The sequence below is a fragment of the Halovenus marina genome, from assembly GCF_051414115.1.
Lineage (GTDB): Archaea > Halobacteriota > Halobacteria > Halobacteriales > Haloarculaceae > Halovenus > Halovenus marina.
This window is the reverse complement of record NZ_JBLKNZ010000001.1, coordinates 2,491,694-2,511,185: the sequence shown is the minus strand read 5'-3', so window position 1 is coordinate 2,511,185 and position 19,492 is coordinate 2,491,694. Positions and strand designations below refer to the sequence as shown.

General features: G+C 62.7%; 21 protein-coding genes. 5 read left to right on the top strand and 16 right to left on the bottom strand.

Translation table 11 applies throughout. From position 1 onward, the window contains the following. Positions 1 to 21: 21 nt before the first annotated feature. Positions 22 to 1,662, bottom strand: coding sequence for a phospholipase D-like domain-containing protein (locus ACMGFL_RS12720; RefSeq protein ID WP_436935908.1), 1,641 nt, complete (start codon positions 1,660 to 1,662; stop codon positions 22 to 24). Positions 1,663 to 1,805: 143 nt separating this feature from the next. Here ACMGFL_RS12720 and ACMGFL_RS12715 point away from each other — a divergent pair, with 143 nt between their 5' ends. Further along, positions 1,806 to 2,048, top strand: a complete 243-nt coding sequence (locus ACMGFL_RS12715; protein WP_436935907.1) for a DUF8151 family protein — start codon at positions 1,806 to 1,808, stop codon at positions 2,046 to 2,048. A gap of 18 nt (positions 2,049 to 2,066) precedes the next feature. Here ACMGFL_RS12715 and ACMGFL_RS12710 read toward each other — a convergent pair whose 3' ends face one another. After that, entirely contained in the window at positions 2,067 to 2,237 is a 171-nt protein-coding gene (locus ACMGFL_RS12710; protein ID WP_436935906.1) for an HVO_0758 family zinc finger protein, read from the bottom strand. Positions 2,238 to 2,343: 106 nt separating this feature from the next. On the opposite strand from ACMGFL_RS12710, the gene ACMGFL_RS12705 reads away from it, so the two are divergent. Next, on the top strand, positions 2,344 to 3,435 hold the full coding sequence (locus ACMGFL_RS12705) for a glycosyltransferase family protein (RefSeq protein ID WP_436935905.1): 1,092 nt from the start codon (positions 2,344 to 2,346) through the stop codon (positions 3,433 to 3,435). A 17-nt stretch (positions 3,436 to 3,452) separates the two neighbouring features. Here ACMGFL_RS12705 and ACMGFL_RS12700 read toward each other — a convergent pair whose 3' ends face one another. Both ACMGFL_RS12700 and ACMGFL_RS12695 read right to left on the bottom strand, forming a co-directional pair. Continuing rightward, entirely contained in the window at positions 3,453 to 4,076 is a 624-nt protein-coding gene (locus ACMGFL_RS12700) for a YkgJ family cysteine cluster protein (RefSeq protein ID WP_436935904.1), read from the bottom strand. A 26-nt stretch (positions 4,077 to 4,102) separates the two neighbouring features. Next, positions 4,103 to 4,420 carry a transcription factor S gene (locus ACMGFL_RS12695; protein ID WP_436935903.1) on the bottom strand — a complete coding sequence of 106 codons (318 nt, stop codon included), beginning with the start codon at positions 4,418 to 4,420 and terminating at the stop codon, positions 4,103 to 4,105. Between the two features lie 153 nt (positions 4,421 to 4,573). Here ACMGFL_RS12695 and ACMGFL_RS12690 point away from each other — a divergent pair, with 153 nt between their 5' ends. After that, positions 4,574 to 5,965 (top strand): PAS domain S-box protein, encoded by a 1,392-nt coding sequence (locus ACMGFL_RS12690; RefSeq protein WP_436935902.1) that lies wholly within the window; start codon positions 4,574 to 4,576, stop codon positions 5,963 to 5,965. A 148-nt stretch (positions 5,966 to 6,113) separates the two neighbouring features. Here ACMGFL_RS12690 and ACMGFL_RS12685 read toward each other — a convergent pair whose 3' ends face one another. The 6 genes from ACMGFL_RS12685 to ACMGFL_RS12660 all read right to left on the bottom strand — a co-directional run bounded on the left by ACMGFL_RS12685 (position 6,114) and on the right by ACMGFL_RS12660 (position 12,016). Further along, entirely contained in the window at positions 6,114 to 6,932 is an 819-nt protein-coding gene (locus tag ACMGFL_RS12685; RefSeq protein WP_436935901.1) for an HpcH/HpaI aldolase family protein, read from the bottom strand. 73 nt (positions 6,933 to 7,005) lie between these two features. Next, positions 7,006 to 7,761, bottom strand: coding sequence for a DUF8135 domain-containing protein (locus ACMGFL_RS12680; protein ID WP_436935900.1), 756 nt, complete (start codon positions 7,759 to 7,761; stop codon positions 7,006 to 7,008). Beyond that, positions 7,758 to 8,600 carry a hypothetical protein gene (locus ACMGFL_RS12675; protein WP_436935899.1) on the bottom strand — a complete coding sequence of 281 codons (843 nt, stop codon included), beginning with the start codon at positions 8,598 to 8,600 and terminating at the stop codon, positions 7,758 to 7,760. The genes ACMGFL_RS12680 and ACMGFL_RS12675 overlap by 4 nt, the downstream gene beginning before the upstream one ends. Before the next feature lie 54 nt (positions 8,601 to 8,654). Next, on the bottom strand, positions 8,655 to 9,494 hold the full coding sequence (locus ACMGFL_RS12670; RefSeq protein WP_436935898.1) for an RAD55 family ATPase: 840 nt from the start codon (positions 9,492 to 9,494) through the stop codon (positions 8,655 to 8,657). Positions 9,495 to 9,553: 59 nt separating this feature from the next. Next, positions 9,554 to 10,891 carry a hydroxymethylglutaryl-CoA synthase gene (hmgB, locus tag ACMGFL_RS12665; protein WP_436935897.1) on the bottom strand — a complete coding sequence of 446 codons (1,338 nt, stop codon included), beginning with the start codon at positions 10,889 to 10,891 and terminating at the stop codon, positions 9,554 to 9,556. A gap of 87 nt (positions 10,892 to 10,978) precedes the next feature. After that, positions 10,979 to 12,016 (bottom strand): lactonase family protein, encoded by a 1,038-nt coding sequence (locus ACMGFL_RS12660; RefSeq protein WP_436935896.1) that lies wholly within the window; start codon positions 12,014 to 12,016, stop codon positions 10,979 to 10,981. 204 nt (positions 12,017 to 12,220) lie between these two features. Here ACMGFL_RS12660 and ACMGFL_RS12655 point away from each other — a divergent pair, with 204 nt between their 5' ends. Together ACMGFL_RS12655 and ACMGFL_RS12650 are read left to right on the top strand one after the other, a co-directional pair. Further along, positions 12,221 to 14,398: a heavy metal translocating P-type ATPase gene (locus tag ACMGFL_RS12655; RefSeq protein ID WP_436935895.1), complete on the top strand. Its 2,178-nt coding sequence runs from the start codon at positions 12,221 to 12,223 to the stop codon at positions 14,396 to 14,398. 53 nt (positions 14,399 to 14,451) lie between these two features. Then, positions 14,452 to 15,027: a flavodoxin domain-containing protein gene (locus ACMGFL_RS12650; RefSeq protein WP_436935894.1), complete on the top strand. Its 576-nt coding sequence runs from the start codon at positions 14,452 to 14,454 to the stop codon at positions 15,025 to 15,027. A gap of 44 nt (positions 15,028 to 15,071) precedes the next feature. Here the strand turns inward: ACMGFL_RS12650 and ACMGFL_RS12645 are convergent, their stop codons facing one another. The 6 genes from ACMGFL_RS12645 to ACMGFL_RS12620 all read right to left on the bottom strand — a co-directional run bounded on the left by ACMGFL_RS12645 (position 15,072) and on the right by ACMGFL_RS12620 (position 19,472). Beyond that, positions 15,072 to 15,311, bottom strand: a complete 240-nt coding sequence (locus tag ACMGFL_RS12645; RefSeq protein WP_436935893.1) for a hypothetical protein — start codon at positions 15,309 to 15,311, stop codon at positions 15,072 to 15,074. 86 nt (positions 15,312 to 15,397) lie between these two features. Beyond that, positions 15,398 to 15,886, bottom strand: a complete 489-nt coding sequence (locus ACMGFL_RS12640) for a universal stress protein (protein WP_436935892.1) — start codon at positions 15,884 to 15,886, stop codon at positions 15,398 to 15,400. A gap of 89 nt (positions 15,887 to 15,975) precedes the next feature. Beyond that, positions 15,976 to 17,634, bottom strand: coding sequence for a hypothetical protein (locus ACMGFL_RS12635; protein WP_436935891.1), 1,659 nt, complete (start codon positions 17,632 to 17,634; stop codon positions 15,976 to 15,978). Then, complete coding sequence (locus ACMGFL_RS12630; protein WP_436935890.1) at positions 17,631 to 18,536, bottom strand: ABC transporter ATP-binding protein; 906 nt, start codon at positions 18,534 to 18,536, stop codon at positions 17,631 to 17,633. The genes ACMGFL_RS12635 and ACMGFL_RS12630 overlap by 4 nt, the downstream gene beginning before the upstream one ends. 71 nt (positions 18,537 to 18,607) lie before the next feature. Further along, positions 18,608 to 19,045, bottom strand: coding sequence for a hypothetical protein (locus ACMGFL_RS12625; RefSeq protein WP_436935889.1), 438 nt, complete (start codon positions 19,043 to 19,045; stop codon positions 18,608 to 18,610). A 58-nt stretch (positions 19,046 to 19,103) separates the two neighbouring features. After that, entirely contained in the window at positions 19,104 to 19,472 is a 369-nt protein-coding gene (locus tag ACMGFL_RS12620) for a DUF8147 domain-containing protein (RefSeq protein ID WP_436935888.1), read from the bottom strand. Positions 19,473 to 19,492 lie beyond the last annotated feature (20 nt).

The window sequence follows — 19,492 nt, the reverse complement described above, 5'->3', positions numbered from 1 at the left end:
TGCTGACGAAAGCCATTCGCTCTAGAAACCGCCCCAGCGGATCTGGTGGACGGCAAATCCCGCGGTGAGCAGTGCACAGACGAGCGCGGCCGCCACTAGCCCGAGCGGGATTGGGCGCTCGTCGTCGCCGCTCCAGTCGGCCTCGAATACCGCCTCGAAGTACGCCGCCGCGCGTTCGCCCTCGAGCAACAGTGCCACCTCGCGGTTGTTCTGTACGGAGTTTGCGTTCCAGTTGATACTACCGATGATCGTTCGGTTACCGTCGAGTATCACCCCCTTCGCGTGTATCTTCTCGAAGGCGTCACCGGGCGTCGCGAGTCTGGTCTCGATCGGGAGGTCGGCGGCCGCAGCTTGGTCGTCGAGCCAGCGCTGGAGCCTGCGGTTGTCCTCCTCGACGTACCACGCACTCGACAGCAAGATCCGAACCTCGACGCCGCGCTCGGCAGCGTCGATCACCGCCTGCAGAAATGCGAAGTCGGGCGCGCCGATGCTCATCTGCTTGATATCGATCGAGTGTTCGGCGGAGCGAATCGCCGCGAGGATTTCCGCCCGGGCGTTGTCGGGTGCGAGCAACAGTCGCGTTCGATTCACCGGAAGTGATGTCGGCTCGAATGCGGTCGGATAGCGCCGAGCACTCGAACTACTCCCCTGAACCGGTTCGCCCTCGGAAACGGCAGGTCTCTCGAACGCAGACCACGGGACCGTGCCGACCCAGTCAGCATCGGCGCGGAAGGTGTCGGTGAGTCCATCGACGATGGCAGACTGATTCGTGATGACGCCCCAGCCGCGACTGGAGTGTCCGCCGGTTCCGCTCGGCTTCCAGTTTTCGGTCGTGACGAGCGCACGGTCGTCGACGACGGCGTATTTCGCGTGGTGGTGTCGGTAACGGGCGCGCTCACCGTCGATGACCGAGACGGGAACCTCCGCACGCTCAAGGCGGTCGAGTGCCGAAGCAACGCTGGCGTCCATGCCGCCAACCGGACTGCCGTCGACGAGCACTTCGACAGCGACGCCTCGGTCGCTGGCTTCGCGAAGTGTCTCCACAACGCGGTCAGCAGAGAGAGTGTACCCTGCCAGCAAGATTCGGTCCTCGGCGCTCGACAGAAACTCGACGGCGCGGTCCGGACTGTCCGGCAACACGAACCCCTCCACGCGCCCGCTGTCGGCCGTGACTGGTGTGAACTCGGTTGCGCCGAGTGGCTCCCACTCGCGGGTTTCAGTGTGATAGATTTCCGATTCCGGCGCTGACTCGTAGCGAACGTCGTCGACGACCGTCCCGTTGTGACGGAGCGAGACAGTGTCCCCGGAGTTGGCGAGTTGCAGTCCACGCTCCACCTGAATTACGGCTCGATCGGTTCCGTTCCGCATCGTCTCTCGGTCGGTAAGCCGTCGGGTCAGCGTGGCGTTCGTCGACAGCGTCAGTGTCCGGTCAGTGGCAGTGCTGTTGTCTTCGACCAGCGTGGCGAGTGAGATTGGTTCGCCGTCGTCCACGAGCGTGTATTCGGCAAGGTCCGTGCCTGCTGGCACGTCGACGGTGACGAACTCGCCGTGGTCGCCGTCAGTCGTCGGGTTCGGGTACACCGCCGTAATCGTCGGTTCGGCGGCGACAGGAGCCCCGAGCGAACCAAGCAGTGTCAGGACGACGACGATACGAGCGATCACACGGCGGGATGGTTCGTTCCGAGATAAAAACGTACGCCCGGCGTGTCCCTCTGAGCGGTGGCAAACACAGGGTTGCAGACGCTCTTGCGTCGGTCCGATAGGTTTTTCCACGCGCATTAGAGAGTGGTGTATGATTACACACCATGCAAGAGGAAGTCATCGAACTGGGCATCGAAGCGTTCGTGTTCCTCAGTTACGCGGTCGCAGCAGCGGGAGTGTCCGCACTTGGCCTCTTTTTCGAGTACCGAAGCTACCTGTTCAGCAACTCCGGGGAGATGGTGCTTGCAGTCTGGCTTGCAGGACTTGGGCTGATAATGTTTGGCTTTGCGGCCCTCATCAGCAGAAATAAGCTGCTTGTGGCATACAGCGGGCTTCGGTCGGAGTAGGGGTAGTTCCCGGATATCTCAGCCGACGTCCTTCCACTCACTCCCGCATTCGGGGCACTTTCGCACCTTTCCAATTTTGTCGGGATCGTTTTTCGTCGTCAGCTCGGCGTCACACTCGGTGCAGGTCAGCCGACCGTAGGTGTCTTTCTCGACTGCGCCAGAGCGCAGACCTTTACGAATTGATTCCATATCGCCCACTACTCTCGCAGGGTAGTTAAGTGTCCTGACCAGTACGGGATCGCTGTCACATCACGGGATCGCGAGGTTTTTCGACATCCAGCCATACCTTGCCCTAATGGAATACGTCCAGGAGCGCATCACCACGCTCCACGACTTTGGCGATGTCTCGCCGTCCGCCCCCCTCGAACGGACGACTGTCGTGGTGCCGCTGGCCCAGCGAGACCACTCCACGCTGTCGGCCGATCGAGTGCTCTCGACGCTCGAACGGATCCAGCCTGATCGGGTCATCGTTCCCGTGCGAGCGACGGAGGACGAAATCGGCACCGTCGTCGAGTGGATCGACGGGTTCGACCTGAACACAGAGACGCTGTGGTGTACTGCTCCAGCGGTCGAATCCCGGCTGCGAGCGGATGGGCTCGACGGAACTGCTGGCAAGGGGCGTGATGTCTGGCTCGGGCTCGGCCTCGCCAGCGATTCCGAGTACGTCGCGGTTCACGACGCCGACACCGTCAGTTACGACGAGACACACGTGCCGCGACTCCTCTTTGCGCTCTCGCGCGGATTCGAGTTCGCCAAGGGCTACTACGCCCGCGTCGAGAACGACCGGCTGTACGGCCGCCTCGTTCGGCTGTTCTGGGCCCCACTCGTTCGTGCGCTGCGGGACACGAGCGATGCCCCCTATCTCACGTATCTCGACTCGTTCAGATACAGTCTTGCCGGGGAGTTTGCGATGACAGGAAATCTGGCCCGCAGCATCCGAATCCCGCGCGGGTGGGGCCTCGAAGTCGGCGTCCTCGGAGATGCCTTCGAGCACGCTGGCTTTGCGGGGACAGCGCAGGCAGACCTGGGCGTACACGAACACGACCACCGCTCGGTCGAGGGGCCGTCCGGACTCGGAGAGATGTGTACCGAAGTCGGACGGACCCTGTTCAACACGCTCGCAGACCACGATGTTCGACCGGACTTCGAGGCGCTTCCCGACCAGTATCGAACGCACGCGCACCGCCTGATCGACCAGTACGAAGTCGACGCGGCGTTCAACGACCTCACGTACGACCGCGACCAGGAGCGCGAGCAGGTCGACCGGTACGTCGAGTGTCTCAGCGAACCGACCGAAGACACGCGATTGCCGCCGTGGGAACAGGTCGACCTCGACCCCAAGACGGTCCAAGCGCTCTCGGCAGAGGCAATCGCAGAGCAGCGGTGATCGATTGAGGGCAAACCTCACAGTTCCCGGCGCGTCGCCGGGTCGTCGAGGTCCCACAGCACTTCGGGGAGGAAGGCGTCGAGGTGGTCGACCACCCGCCGGTCGCTCACGTCGAGGCCCTCACAGTGTTCGTGGGCGCTGTCTCGCACGGAGACGTGGATGTCGCCGTCCTCGACGGTGACTGCGAGGGGAAACACCGAGCAGCGGGCAGGCTTCCAGTCGTGTTCCGCGTGGAGCGAACAGAGTCCATCCTCTCTGAGAAAGTAACAGGCTTCCCCCTCGTCGTCGACGTGCTCGCTTCGGTCTTTCTCCTCCTTGCGGACGAAATCCTCGCCGCGCACCTGCGTGGTGGCGTCGGCGAGTGATGCACAGCCAGCCAGTTCCAGCAGGTCGGGTTCGTACAGCAAGACGCCGTGCTGACAGCACCACGTGCAGTCATCGACGCACTCGAAAGTCAGCGACGGATCGAAGTCCACGATAGCCTCCTTGTCTGGATGCACCTCGACGCGGGGCGAATCAGAGACGGCAGACGACTCTGGAGAACTCGCTGCAGGAGTGCCGCGTGATTCGGGACTATCATCCGTCTGCCGGGTCACAGAAGCAGATTGGAGATGCGTGGCAAAGAGCGCGGCGGTCGGCATCAGCTATCGAGTCCCAGTCAGCAGTATCAGTTGTACTCCCGCCAGCGGTAGCCACACTCCTTGCATTTGAAAAATCTCGTCGGCGGTTCGTCGGCGGAGGCGGTCTGTTTGATCGTGTACCACGCCTCGTCGTGGCCACACTCGTCGCAGATCACGTCAGTCGCGGTCGGTTTTCCCTCGAAGTCCGCACCCTCCTCTGTCTCGATGAGTTCCTCGCCCGACTGGGATTCGGTGCTGACGAACTCCTCGTCGCTCGTTTGCTCGGCGCGATGCCCGCAGTTGGTACAGACCATCACGCCGTCTTCCTTTTTCATCATCGAACCGCACTCGTCACAGAACTGCATACCTACTCTTGCGGGCAGGAGGAAAATCAATCTTTTCGCAACCAGTCCGAGCACAGTCCGGGTGCGGTCTCTGACGTCGGATGAACGAACTGGCGATTTCAGCAGGAATTCCACAGGACAAGATGTTATGTGCCCCAGAGACTGAATCGAAGTATGGCTGAGTCGTTATATCGGAAACTTGTTGAAGAGGCTACCGATATCGTGACGGTTATCGACGCGGGTGGGACGATTACATGGGTTAGTCCATCTGTCGAGCGAACATTAGGGTACGATCCCGAAGACTTGATCGGTGAAGTCGGATATGAGTATCAGCACCCGGACGACCGGGCGGCCGTCTCAGATGCAATCGAGCGACTGCAGGCCGAACCCGACAACCCACAGGTTGTCGAAACACGATTTCGTCATTCAGATGGGTCATGGCGCTGGCTCGAAGCAACGTTACAGAACCGATTCGACGACGAGACCATCGAGGGCATTCTCGTGGTCAGCCGCGACATTTCGGAACGAAAAAGTCAACAACAGGATTATCGCGAACTCGCACAGGAGTACAAGACACTTCTCGAGACGGTCCAAGATGGGATCTTCTTTTTGAGCGTCGAGCAGTCCAAGCCGGATTCGATGTTTCGATTCGAGCGCCTGAACCAGGCCTACGAAGAACAGACGGGGATCACGACAGAGGAAGTACGGGGAAAGACGCCGAGAGATGTGTTTGGGGACGAACTCGGGAGCGAACTCGAATCCAACTATCAGCGGTGTGTGAGACTCGGGGAACCGATCTCGTACGAAGAGAAAGTCCCCGTCGAAACAGGCGCACAGTTCTGGCAGACAAACCTGGCACCGGTTATCACAGGCGGTGACGCAACGAGAATCATCGGGATCACGCGCGACGTGACCGAGCGCGTCAAACGCGAACGACAGCTTCGGAGTCAAAAAGAACAACTCGACGAATTTGCGAGCGTCGTGTCCCACGACCTCCGAAATCCGCTCAATGTCGCGCAAGCGCGGATTACCCTGCTTGCAGAGGAGTACGAGAACGAGCACATCCCACCGGTAGAAGACGCACTCGATCGGATGGAGGAACTCATCACGGACACCCTGACACTCGCCAGACAGGGCCAGGTGGTATCCGAGACGGAACCGATCCGACTGATCGACCTGGTCGGCAAATGCTGGCAGACAGTATCGACCGCTGATGCAACCATCGAGATCGTCGACGAGGTTACAATCGAGGGGGACCGAAGTCGACTTCAGCACGTCTTCGAGAACCTCTTTCGGAATGCGATCGAGCACGGCGACTCGGGGCTGACTGTCCGGGTTGGGCAACACAGCGAAAACGGACTCTACGTCGAAGATACGGGGTCTGGAATCCCAGACGAGATCCGAGAGGAAGTGTTCGAGCCGGGTTACACGTCAGAAACGGACGGAACAGGCTTCGGGCTGACAATCGTCAAACGGATCGCTGAGGCACACGGCTGGGACGTCAGCATCGAGACTGGAACGGAGGGAGGAGCACGATTCGAGTTCACGAACGTCGAGTTCGCATGAACAACCCCGGAATCAACAGCACGAACCCGTCAGCGCGGGTATCCCTACGCCAGTGACGGCTACCTCGCATTCCGTCCGTCTCAATAGTGGTGTGTGGTCGGCAAATGGAGTCGTGTCAGTGCAACACTGATGACCTCATCGGACTCACTCACCGAGCGGAATCGTCAGGTATCGTCTCGGCGACACTGTCGAGCAGTTCACCGTAGTGGTCGTACAGCGCGGAGTAATCGCTCCCCAGAATGAGAAGCTGATTTCCTCGTTCGATGCTCGCCTCGACGTCGTCGACGAACATCGATCCGAGCGTCACGTCGGACGCGGCGATTGTCCGCTCGGATTCACGGAGCGCGTCGCGGACTGCTGGGTCGTCGAGTTCGAGCGGGTGGTCCAGCGAGTGTGACAGGTCGGCGGGGCCGGTGAAGGCAAACCCGAGACCCGGAACGGAGAGAAGTTCGTCGAGGGCTTCGACGGCGTCGCGGTTTTCGACCATGATCCCGATCTGTACGCTGTCGTCCTCGCGGTCGATGTATCCGTCCTCCATCATTCCGGGCCCCCACCGGGACGACCGGCCACCTCCGAATCCGCGTTCGCCGGGGTCGCCGTCGTCGGGGTAGAAGTAGCCCGCCTCGACTGCGGCCGTGACCTCCTCGCGGGAGGAGACGCGGGGAACCAGCACGTTTCGAACGCCGGTGTCGAGGACCTTTCGAATGAGCGGCGGGTGCGAGGACGCATCGCCGGAGGGGATGCGAACGATCAGGTCGATGTCGACCACGTCGGCGGCGCGGGTGAGCGCTTCCAGCCGTTCGCTATCCCAGGCGCTGAATCCGACGTGTTCGAGGTCGAGCAACGCGAAGTCCATCCCGAGGTTCCCGTAGATCTCGACCACAGTCGGCGATGCGGAGGCGACACCCGCGCCGACGAAAACCTCGTCTGTCTCTGCGGCCTGCTGAACACAGTTGACGACTGACATGCAACACGGATACAACAGTGAGGGGTAAATAGCTACGCTCCCGAGAGGGAGCGAAAGCGCACGAGCGACGCAATCACTCCCCTTCGAGTTCTCGACGGCGTGCAACGACCGGGCAGTCGACGACGCGAACGGTCTCGCTGTCTGGGAACTCGACGATTTCGGTTCCCTCGTGAGAACAGTGTATCTCCGGCGGTTCCGAGAAATGCTCACACTGCTCGCAGTAGCTGTGTTTCGAGACCTCATCGTACGTTCGCTGTGGCGTGTCTCTCACCGACTCCGCTCGGTCGAGTGTCTCCCAGACAGCATCGGGGTCGACCCCGTCGGTGCTGGTGTCCTCGAAGGGACCTTCGAGCGACGCGAACGGATCGCCCTCCCGCTCGGCCGGTTCGAACGAGTCAGCGTCGAGATCACCCCCCTCGAAGTCGGTTACAGACCTGTCAGGACCCGCACCAGGCGTGTCTGAATCGCCAGCGGCCGAACCTGGCGGAGTGGTGTCTGACCCGGAGTGGTCACCCGACGAGCGCGTCCCGGATTCGAGTGTGCCGGGGTCGGGTTCTGGTTCGAACGACTCCGAAGGTTGGTCCCGAGAGTTCGGTTCAGACGGCTCTGTCTCTGACGATGTGGCAGACGGGTCGAGACGCTCGAACGGGTCACCCTCCCGGTCAGGAGCATCCGCTTCGAGGCGCTCGAAGGGGTCTGTGGGGGATTCGTCCGGTTCGGTCGATTCAGAGAGGGGGTCAGCGGCGTCGTCTCGGTCGGCACTCGATCCCTCGGTGTCGTCTCTCTCAGTGTGCTCTTCCGGGGCGTCGTCAACTGTGTCGTCGCTCATCGTCGCTCACCGGATTCGAGCTGTGCGGCCACGAGGAGTTTCGGCGAACTGAACCAGCCACTCGCGGGCTGGATGTCAGAGACAGTCGCGTCACAGTGAGGGCACTTTGGATCCGTCAGCAGTGAAATCGTCACGCCGTTGCCACAGTTTTCACAGCTCGCGCGCTCGATATCGGCCTTCGCCGCCGCTCGCTTGATCCGCTCGACGGCCGCCATCCCGTGCCCGGACTCGTAGGCATCGCGCAGGTCGCTGACGGCCCACGCCACGGTCTGCAGTCGGTCTTCGAGCGTGTCGAGACGCCCGGAGTGGTCGTCGATATCGGCCGCGTGCTCGTCAGCGGTCTCCTGCTGCTGGCCTCGAAGCGACTCCAGATCCGATTCGAGTTGGGCAACCTCCTCGGCGAGACCGTCGATCGTATCGAACGCTTCGTGGGTGTGGTCTTCGGGTGCCTTCTGGTCGGCTTCGCGCTTGACCTGAACGACGCGGTCGCGAACGTCGTCGAGATTCGTCTGAAAGTCAGCCTCAACCTCGTCGATCCGAGCAGTGAGCGTCTCTCTGACCGATTTTGTCGCAGCAGTGATCTGGTCGTCGGCTACGCGCTCGACAGCCTCCTCGATATAGTCCTCCCCGAGAACCGCGCTGTGTCCCTCCCCATCGCCATCGATCCGTAGCTGTCCGTCGGATTCGAACTGTTCAGCTGTGCGATAAGAGGCGAGCAACTGAACGAGAACGGTCTCCCGGTCGAGTCCGAGTGAGGCTGCCTGCTCGTCGAGCCACTCGTCTAGCTCGGCGGGAAGCCTCACCGTCACGGTCTGCTCGTCGGTCGACTCGCTCGACATACTACAGGAGTTAGACAAGTGGATAGTTAAGCGTTTGTTCGGGGTCAGACACAGTTAGCGGATCTTGCGAACGTCGCTGATGTCGAAGCCAGCGTCACCGAGTTCTGTCTCGAATCGTCCGATGTTCTCGGCTTCGATCCGCGAGAGCACCCCGCGGAACTGCTTGACCACCAGGGTTCGGGCGCGGGTGCTGCCGCCAGTTTCCCACTGAAACCGGAAGGTCCCGCTGCAGGCGTCGATAAGCTGTCCGTGTTCGACCGACGATAGCGTCTCTCTGTTGACGTGAGCGAGGATCACACCACCCCACCGATGAGCGGCTTTCTCAAGCCCACGAAGGACGTACACGATGTCGGACCAGTCATGTTCCTCGCCGGTCGTACTGACGAGATCCGAAAGCGAGTCGACGAGGACCAGACTGCCCGGTGCCCGTCTGCTCATCGCGTCACCGAACGCGCTCAGGATGCTGTCACGCCCCTCGTGGCGCTTCTGGAGGTCGGTGATATCACCCATGCGCTCGGTGTACCAGGCGCGCGGCACCGGGCTGATGTGGAAGTAGCTCTCTGCGAGCGACTGAAAGGACACCTCCTCGAGACCCGCCTGAACGAGTTCCTCGCTCATCACCGTCTCGATCTCGCTGCGGAGCTCCGACTCGTCGTGGGTAAAGGAGATGTAGTGGATGTCTTCGGGCAGCGTCACCCGGTCGTGCAGGTCGCCGTAGTGCAGGTCGAACAGTTCGTGGTCGGTCTGGGCGAGTCCGTTCATCACCGCGGTCGTGTACAGAAACTCGCGAGCGCCCGCGCCCGCTTCGCCGGAGAGCAAGACGACACTCCCCCGAGGTGCGCCACCACCGATGGTGCTATCGAGGCGGTCGATACCAAAGGGGATCCGCTCCATACCCGTGTATTGCTGTCGACCCGTTTAAATTACGGGGGGAACACACCCAGAACAGTCAGCTACTCGACGAAGGTGTACTTGCGCTCGCCCATCCGACCCCAGCCGTCGAAGACGAACTCGGAGTCGGGCGCGGTCAGCGGTTCGACGTCGGTCGTCTCCTCGTGGTTGTGCACGTCGTGGATCGACTCATATTCCGCGAAGGTGAGTGACTTGCGGTCGTCGAGTTGTTCGGTGATGTCGAGCTGTTCGATCTCCGATTCCCAGCCGGGCTGGATGTATTCGGCGTGCATCTCTGCCTGCGCGCCGCTGCCGTAGGAGCCGACGAGCAGTTGCTGGCCCGTGAGGTCGCGGCCAGTCTCGTAGGCCTCCAGCAGCCCCGCGACGCGCGCGACGTGGACGGAGCCGGTGTACCAGTTTCCGACCTCGCGGGAGATGGACAGCGTCGGTGCGACCGTCCGCTCGTACCACTCCTGATATCGCTCGGTGTCGGTCAGTTTGTCGGTGTACTCCTTGATCGCCTCGAAGTACTCGTCCTCGTCGTCGTAGGCCTCCGGGCGGGGCTGGCGGCCAATCTCCGCGGCGAGTTCGTCTTCGATTTCCGTCCCGCGGATGCAGTGTCGATAGCCGAGTCCGGCAGCCTTGCGCACCATCCCGGGGAACGGCGTGTGAAACGGCACCAGCGCGAAGTTCTCGGGGTGGGTGTCCCCGCCAGCCTCTTCGAAGTCCTCCAGCGCCTCGCGCATCCGGGCGAGATACACCTGCATCGAGCGCTTGCCGTCGACGCTCGGGAACTGCTGGTTGGGCTTGAGAAAGTCAGTCTCGTCGGCACTGCCGTACCCCTGCGGCTCGCCGAAGGCGACCACGTCGGGGTTCTCGTCGATGAGCATCGCGACCGCACCGGCACCCTGCGTCGCCTCGCCGGGGTCGTCGCGGGCGTACAACGCGGTATCGGTCGCGATTACGAGCGCCGCCCGACCCCGGTTTCGCCCGGCGCGGATCCAGTTGAAGGCGTCGTCGACCGCCTGCGTCCCCGAGACGCAGGCGAACTTCCGTTCGCCCTTGTTCGCGTGGTGCAAGTCGCCGTCGTTGACCTGCTCCAGACAGCCAGCGACGTACGTCGAGACCGGCTTCGAGCGGTCGAAGGCGCTCTCGGTCGCCACGTCGATCCGTCCGATGTCGTCGAGTGCGAGGTCCTTTCGTTCGAGCAGGCGATGGGCGGCGTTTGCACCCATCGTCACGATGTCCTCGTACGCGTCGGGGAACGAGGAGGCGTGCAGACCGAGCCCCTTGGTGTACTTTTCCGGGTCCTCCCCCTTCTCGGGCGCGAAGGTCTCTGCCAGATCCAGTTTCAGCTTGCCAGTTCGTATCTCGACACCGTCGATTCCCACTTCCGACATACCCCAACGTGCGTCGAGGGTGTATAAGTTTCTGTCGACGTCAAGTTCGACAGGTGTCGAACAGAGAGGCAGCGGCGGGCGACGAACTTACAGCTCTCTGGTTGGTTCGATACAGACCGGTTGTGGGACAGAGACAGTCTCACCGGTCGGGGAAAGCCCACCATCGTCATCGATATCGAAGGGGCGGATATCGTTCGTGTGGGCATTTGCGACAAACAGCGTCGAACCGTCGGGTGCAAGAACGAAGTTCCGTGGCCACTCTCCGCCAGTGGCGACAGTCTCACGCAGCGAGATGGTGTCGCCATCCAGATCAAAGACAGCGACCGAATCGTGGCCGCGGTTCGATCCGTACACGTACACGCCGGTCGGATGGACGTGGATGTCGGCGGTGAGATTGTCACCGTCGAACCCCTCCGCCAGGGTGTCGGCACTGTCGAGTTCTCGCAGGTTGCCATCTGCCTCGCGGTCGAAGAGTGTGACCGTCGCATCGAGTTCGTTGATCAACACCGCGCGGTCACCATCGGGCGTGAAATCGAGATGGCGCGGGCCAGCACCGGCCTGCAGCGGGACAGTACCGGATCGAACGAGCGTCGCCTCCGCTGGGTCGAGGTCGTAGACGACGACTTGGTCGACTCCGAGGTCGGGAACGTAGACGGACTCGTTGTCGGGGCCGGGGCGGATCGAGTGTGGATGGGCGCTCGCCTGCCGGTCGGGGTCAGCGCCCGAGCCCTCGTGCTCGATGAGCGTCGGGTCGCCCAGACCACCCTCGTCATCGAGCGGAATAATCGACACCGCGCCGCCGGTGTAATGTGCCACCAGCAGCACCTGCCCGGTCGCGTCCACGCTGCAGTAGCAGGGATGGGCCGGGCCGATGGTCAGGTGGCCGAGTTCGTCGAGGTTGCCCCCCTCACCGATCTGGAAGGCGGTGACTGCGCCGTCCTCGTTTTCGTTGACCGTGTAGAGAACGTCCTCGGTGGGATGGGTCACGAGATAGGAGGGGTTCTCGCTGGTCGCGGCGAGTTCGATGTCCGAAATCGTCCCCGCCCGTTCGTCCATCCGAGCGCGATAGATCCCCTCACTGTCGCCGTCCGTGTACGTGCCGATGTAGGTCAGGTAGTCGGCCATGTCGGGGTTGACGGACGGACGGGTGAAAGCAATTGTGGGATATCGCATCGTCGAGGCGAGACGGCCCGACTGCGGATCGACACGACCGAAACAGTTGTCCCCCCGCGGCAGCCATTAGATTACAGTACTCTTCGGCCGGATCAGACTCCCGAAGACAGGGAACCGTTCCGGCGGAGCCCAACCCCGCGGTCCAACTGATATCCCATGACGGTCGACCAACCAACGCAGTTGTCTACGCACACAGCATCTGTCGAACGCCACGGCGGACGAAGCGAATCGGGAGCGCTCGCACTCGAACGAGAGCTGCACGAGACACCGGGCGTTCACGAAACCGACGTCTCGTTTCGGACTGGAACCGTGCAGATCACCTACGACGAGAGCATCACGACGCCCGACGAACTCGATGCTGTCATCAGCGACTACGGCGTGGCGCTCCGCGCGGACACCGGCACGGACGAGACGAGTACTCGGAGCGAACTGCGCCTCGAAGCGGTCTTCGTCGGCCTGACGCTCGTCGGGATGATAACTGGCGCGGCCGCCGAGTGGTTCGACGCCTCCGCACTCCTCGTTCAGGTGGGATACGGCACGGCGTACGTCTTTGGCGGCTGGTACGGGCTCAAAGGGAGTATCGAGAGCCTTCGCCTCCGGTCCGTGGACATCGATCTGCTGATGATCGTCGCGGCAGTCGGCGCGCTCTCGATCGGCGCGCCGTTCGAGGGAGCGATGCTCCTGTTTCTGTTCTCGCTCTCGAACGTCCTCCAGCACTACGCGATCGGTCGGTCCCGGCGCGCGATCAAGTCGCTGGTCAAGATGCGGCCGGACACGGCGACCCTGTTACGCGACGGCGAGGAAGTCACCGTCCCCATCGAGGAGGTGGCAGTCGGTGACGTGTTCGTCGTGCGACCGGGCGACCGGATCCCACTGGATGGCGTCGTCGAGCGCGGGGAGAGCACCGTCGACCAGTCCTCGCTGACCGGCGAATCCGTTCCCGTCCCGAAAACGCCCGACGACGAGGTGTTCGGCGGAACGATAAACGAGAGTGGGAGTCTGGAGATAGCAGTAACGCGGCAGGCTCACGAGTCCGCCATCACCCGACTCATCCGCATGGTCGAACAGGCCCAAAGCGAGAAGGCACCGACACAGCGACTCATCGACCGACTCGAACAGCCGTACGTGCTGGGCGTGTTCGCGCTCACCGTTATCGCTATCGCCGGTCCACTGGCTGTCGGTGCCGAGTTCACGTCGACGTTCTACCGCGCCATGACGCTGCTGGTCGCGGCGTCGCCGTGTGCCGTCGTCATCTCGACGCCCGCCGCGGTGCTCTCGGCAATCGCATCGGGCGGCAGGCAGGGTGTCCTCTTCAAGGGCGGCGAACACGTCGAGGCAGCGGCCGACATCAACGCCGTCGCGTTCGACAAGACCGGAACGCTGACCGCGGGTGAGACGAGTCTGACCGATATCGTCGTCCGTGACGATCCACCCGGAACTGAGAGCGTCAGCGAAGCGGACCTGCTGACGCTGGCTGCTGCCGTGCAAGCCAGGTCGGAGCATCACCTGGCGCAGGCGACAGTCGAGGAAGCGAACGCGCGTGGTGCCGAGGTCCCCGACGCACAGGACTTCACTGCAGTCGCTGGCAAGGGCGTCCGGGCCACCGTCGACGGGGAGACGATCCATATCGGGAATCGCAAGTACGTCGAGACGGTTCTCAGCGACAGGTCGATAACCGGACTGGAGACGGGACTGGAGACGCTGACGACGCTGGCCACGGAGGGGAAAACGAGTGTCCTCGTCGTTCGGGAGACCGACGAGGGGGCGAGCGTACTCGGCTGGCTCGCGTTCACCGACACGGCCCGCCCCGGCGCAGCCGAGATGATCGCCGAACTCAGAGCGCTGGGCATCGAACGGATAGTCATGCTGACGGGCGACAACGAACAGGTCGCCCAGCACATCGCAGACGAGGTTGGCATCGACGAGGTGCACGCGGAGTTACTCCCCGAACAGAAAGTCGAGCGAGTGGCGGAACTGGACGAGCGATACGACGGCGTGGCGATGGTTGGCGACGGCGTGAACGACGCGCCTGCGCTCGCAACCGCAACCCTCGGCGTGGCGATGGGCGGTGCCGGAACCGACGTTGCACTCGAAACGGCCGACGTCGTGTTGATGGGTGACGACCTGAGCAAGGTGCCGTACGTGCTCGGACTGGGCCGGAAGACCCGCCGGACGCTGACGATCAATCTCGCCATCGCGTTCGGTGCCATCGCGCTCATGATCGGTGCGATTCTGTTGAGAGGGATCCCCCTGCCGCTCGCCGTCATCGGTCACGAAGGATCGACTGTCGTCGTCTCGCTGAACGGCCTCCGACTGCTTGGCTTTCGAGAGTGACTCAGAATCCAGCCGCTGGAAAGAGTTACAAGAAGTGAAGACACAGAAACACTATGCCCTCAGTGCTCGTGCTGTACGGAACCGGCGAAGGCCAGACGGCGAAGGTCGCATCGCAGATTGCAGAGACGCTCGACGGCCGCGGACACGACGCGACGAGCATCGACATCGAAAATCGCCCCGACGAGTTCGCACTCGCGTCGTTCGACGCCGTCCTGATCGGCTCCTCGATTCACGTCGGCGCGCACGACGAGCAGATCCGCGAGTTCGTGAGCGCGAACAGAGACGAGTTGCAACGGCTCCCGTCGGGGTTCTTTCAGGTGTCGCTCTCGTCGGCTGTCGACGACCCGGAGCGACGCGCAGAGGCGGCGAACTACGTCGACACGCTGCTCGAAGAGACAGACTGGCACCCCGACCGGATCGGTCTGTTCGGCGGGGCACTGCGCTACTCGAAGTACGGCTTTCTCAAGCGTCTCATGATGAAACGGATCGCAAAGGGTGCGACCGGAGACGTGGACACGTCACAGGACTACGAGTACACGGACTGGGCAGAGGTCGACGCTTTTGCGAGTGACTTCGCCGCGTTCGTCGAAGGCCGACTCGACACGGAAGCCGACGCAGGCGAAAGTTGAGGTACGCCGGGCGAACAGTGAGCCACCTCGGGCGACAATTCACGTCAGGAGTCGGACTGGTCGTCCTCCGAGAGCAGTCGGGACAGGAGCACCCAGAGGCCGACGAACATCACGACGAACACCGTCGCGCCCTGGAGAAGCATCACGAAGCGTGACTTCGAGCCCCCCGACTCGTCCGACTCGCCGTCCTGTTCGCGCTCGTCGTCCGTCTCACCCCCGATGGAGGCGGGGCCGATCTGTGCGCCCTCGAAGTGCGGTTCGAAGATGGTTATTTTGACGCCCATACTCGGACTGACGACCGGATTGCATATATACCTCAGCGGCGGTCTGGTTAGTCCACGAGATTCGGGGAACAGAGATCGTGTCGAAGTTACGACAGTCGCTCTGCGGCCGGGACTTCCTCTTCGAGTTTCTCGATTTTCGGCGGTATCGCCTGCGAGACGATCATCGTATCGTACGCGCGGTCACCAGCAACGGACTGTCCGACGGTGATCGCGCTCACGATACGCCCCGCGTTCCGACTCCCGATGATCACGATACTTGCCTCGTTGGCCTTGGCAAACCGCCGGATACGGCTTGCAATCGTTCCGGTCGGAGCGTATCGGTCGGTGTACTCGTAGTGAAACTCGGCCTCTGGGGCCAGTTGTGCAACCTCGTTCCGAAGATACGAAACGACCGTCTCGGCATCGAACGGCTCCGATTCGTCGATCCACCCTCGCGTTCTGGCGTACTCGGCGTTGTTTTTCGGAATGACACTCATCACGAGGACGCCTTCATCGAGGACGGCATCGAACTGTACGGCACGGACGAGGGCCGCTCTCGAAAGATCTGACCCGTCGAATGGGACGACCAGCGTCATGACTGGAGATAGCTTCGGCGTACGTCGTGAAGTAGATGCTGATACCGTATCGGATTCAGCCGCAGTTGTGACCGGCGAGTCGTTCCCACCTAATTGAGCGTATAGCGGTCGAACCGACGGACTGCGTACCGGTAGGAACCGATCGGAGTGAGGACGAGCGGAACAAGGAGGACGGCTGCGGCGAGAAAAACCGTGTCAGTGGAGACGTCCCAGCCAAAGGGGAGCGCCCACGAGAGAACCCCAGCGGTGATGTCGCGTGCGATCGGTTCGTAGACGATTGCGCCCGCGCCGACCGTGAGAAGCAGATAACCCGTAAACAGCAGAAACGACCACTTGCTCGGCAGGACCGTCTTCATCGAACGCGTGACGTTCGTCGCCTCGAACCGGGGAAACGCCATCCCGATCCCGATCGACAGCACCGCCGCGACGACCATCACCACCGGCGTGGCGGCGGTGAGCACGGCTGTTCGTTGCATCTCGATTGGGCTGAGGTATGCCACACCCGCAGTGGCGGCCGTCCCGAACGGGACGGCGACGATGAGTCCTGCGACGATGTGTGCTCTGACGAACGTTCGCCCGCGAACCGGACTGAGCAGCGTCGCGGCGAGTACGGCTCCCTGGTCGCCCAGCGGGTTCAGCGTGAAGATGACACCGGCAGCCCACGCACTGAACAGCAGAATCAGGTACGGCAGATAGGCGGGCACCTCCCCGCTCTGAACGATGTTGGCGAACAGTCCGGCGAGCACCAGCAGAGGGTAAAACGCGTACAGCAGTTTCAGTGGTGCACGACGCGCGCGACGCCACGACAGCGCGACGAGCGACGCCGTCGCACGGCCGAACACGGGTTCGAGTCGCCGTTCGATGCTGGGGCCGCTCTCGACAGCGGTCGGCGTCTCCGCGCCCGCCAGCGCGGGGTCAGAAAACCAGTGTCGATTCGCAATAGTAGTTCCACCAACGAGCGCGACAGCCGCGAGGACGACCGTGAGCGCGACTGCACCGAAAGCAGACAGCAGCGACGCGTCCAACTCGGGCGTCCCGAGCAACATCAGGTCGGCGTACCAGCCGACGGGCGACCGCTGCATCGGCTCGAACAGTCGGATCATCAACTGGTCGACTGCGCCGACGCTGAGCGCCAGGAAGTACGCGACGAAGACGACGACGATGATGGCGGTCTTGTGTCGCGCGACGAAGATGTAGCGGCTGGCGGCGTGGCGGATCGAGAGGCCGAGCGGATACCCCAGCCCGACCCCGCCCGCGCCAGCGGCGGCCACGGCCGTCGGAACCGTGAGCGCAGGCCAGACGACGCCAGTTCCGACGGCGAGTCCGACACCGATCCCAGCAGCCGGAAGCAACAGCCAGAGCAGGAAGTAGACGTACTCGGCCAGCAACACCCCCAGCAGTGCCTGACTGGCCGGAACGACCGTCAGTATCCCTTCGGGATGCGAGAGCGTCCCGCGTTGACCGACCGTACGGATGACGTACACCAGCGCGAATATCAGCCAGAAGAGCGCGAGGATGCCGCGAACGATTTCGATGGGAGCGAACTCCTCCAGCGCGAGCGGCCCGTCACGGAGTGCCCCGCCGAGTCGGTAGCCGAGATAGCCACCGCCGAGTGTTCCAGCGGCCATCAGAACGACGTAGATCAGTACGGTGACCACAGCCGACCCGCTCTGCCAATCCATGTACTTCCGGAGCGTTCGCGTGACGTCGATGCGGGCGAGACGGACGCTGTGCCCGAGTGCGCTCATCTTCCGTCTCCCTTGACGCCGTCGTTGTCCTCGACACCGCCATCTCCCTCGACGCCACCGTTCCCCTCGACGGACGCCGCGGCTTCGACGCCACCGTCGCTCTCGGCTTCGACCGCGCTGTACTCCTGCGCGTGGTCAGCGGTGACCGAGAGGAACACGTCCTCCAGTGAGCCCTCGGTCCCGCGCTCGGCACGTCGTTTGAGTTCCTGCGGGTCACCCTCTGCGACCAGCCGCCCCTCGTGAAGCACGCCGACGACATCAGCGAGTTCGTCGACGACCGAGAGGATGTGCGTCGAGAGAAAAATCGTCGTCTCGTGGTCGGCCAACTCGTCGATGAGGTCCTTGACAGTGCGGGCGGCGCGGGGGTCGAGGCCGCTGGTCGGTTCGTCCATGAAGATGACCGTCGGGTCGTGGAGTATCGCCTGCACGAGTCCGACCTTCTTGCGCATCCCCGTCGAGTAGCCGTCGATACGACGGTCTGCGGCGTCGAGAAGGTCAAAGCGGTCGAGATACCGCTGGATGCGTTCCTCGGCAACGTCGCTCGGGATATCGTGGAGTGCGGCCATGTGCCGAAGCTGTTCGCGCGCAGTCAGTTCGTCGAACAGCGGTGGCTCCTCGGGGAGATAGCCGATGTGCTCGATGACGCGTCGTCGGTCCCGGACGTCAACTCCCATGATTCGGCCCTCCCCCGACGTCGCGCGGGTCAGCGTCGTCAGGATCCGCATCGTCGTCGTCTTACCGGAGCCGTTCGGTCCGAGAAAGCCGTAGACCGTGCCGCGGTCGATGGACAGATCGAGATCGTCGACCGCCACAACTTCACCGAACCGTTTGGTGAGTCCGTTCGCTTCGATCGCGACCGAAGCACTGCGCTGTTCGCTGGCGTCCGGATCCGCCGAGTTCATACGGGTACGTGTCACGGAGCGCAAATATAGCTACGCCCCCGTTCTCGTGGCCACGGAGTCTGAGGGGTGTGTCAGTCACGGATAGTAGACCGCTCGGGACCGACGACACAGCTCGTCAACGAGACGTTGAGCGCATCGGGACGCGCCGTCACCCCGACGGTCAGGTTCACGCAGTCTGTGAGTGCCCAGCGGGATTCGACCGGTTGCCAGTCCCGGTCCGGCGCTGTGACGACGAACCGGTAGGGGCCGCCCGTCACGTCCGGATAGACGATTTCGACCTCGTCACCGTTCAGCGTGAGTCGCTGTGTCCTGAGATCAGCATCCTCGATAGCCGTCTCCGCGTCGAGCAAACCGTACGCGAGCGTGATGCTCCCGCCGCTCTGGTTTTCCATCCTGAGCCGTCCCTCACCGACGAGCCCCTCGTCGTCCGCGTCATCGATGTCGAGACATCCAGCAAGACAGAACACGCCCGCAGTCCCGAACCCGCGAAGGAACGTTCGTCGGTCCATACTGAACATGTCACACGGAACGATGATAAAGGTGCCACGCAGACGGTCGCTCTGGCGGTCAGTCAGAGACCGCTCTGTCGGTCAGCCAGAGACCGAGGTAGGTGAGGATGGCAACAGCGATGGCGACGCCAGCGATTACTTCGACGGAGAGTGTACCGCGGGCGACGTTGACGTAACGCAGTGCGAGCAAGAGCACGACGGTGAGACCGAACGTCGCGTACGCACTCGCGACCCGACGAACGAACGGGGAGAGTTCGTCCAGCGAGTCCCAGAGACTGAGGAACGCGACCACACCCGCGAGCACGCCGACTGGAAGACCGACGAGCGCGGAGAACTCGACGTTCAGGAGTTCGATGACGGCAACCGACACGACCAGAACTGTCGTGAGACCGGTCCCGACGGCAGTGACTGTTCGGCGTGAACCCATTTGGTGGGGGATGATCGACT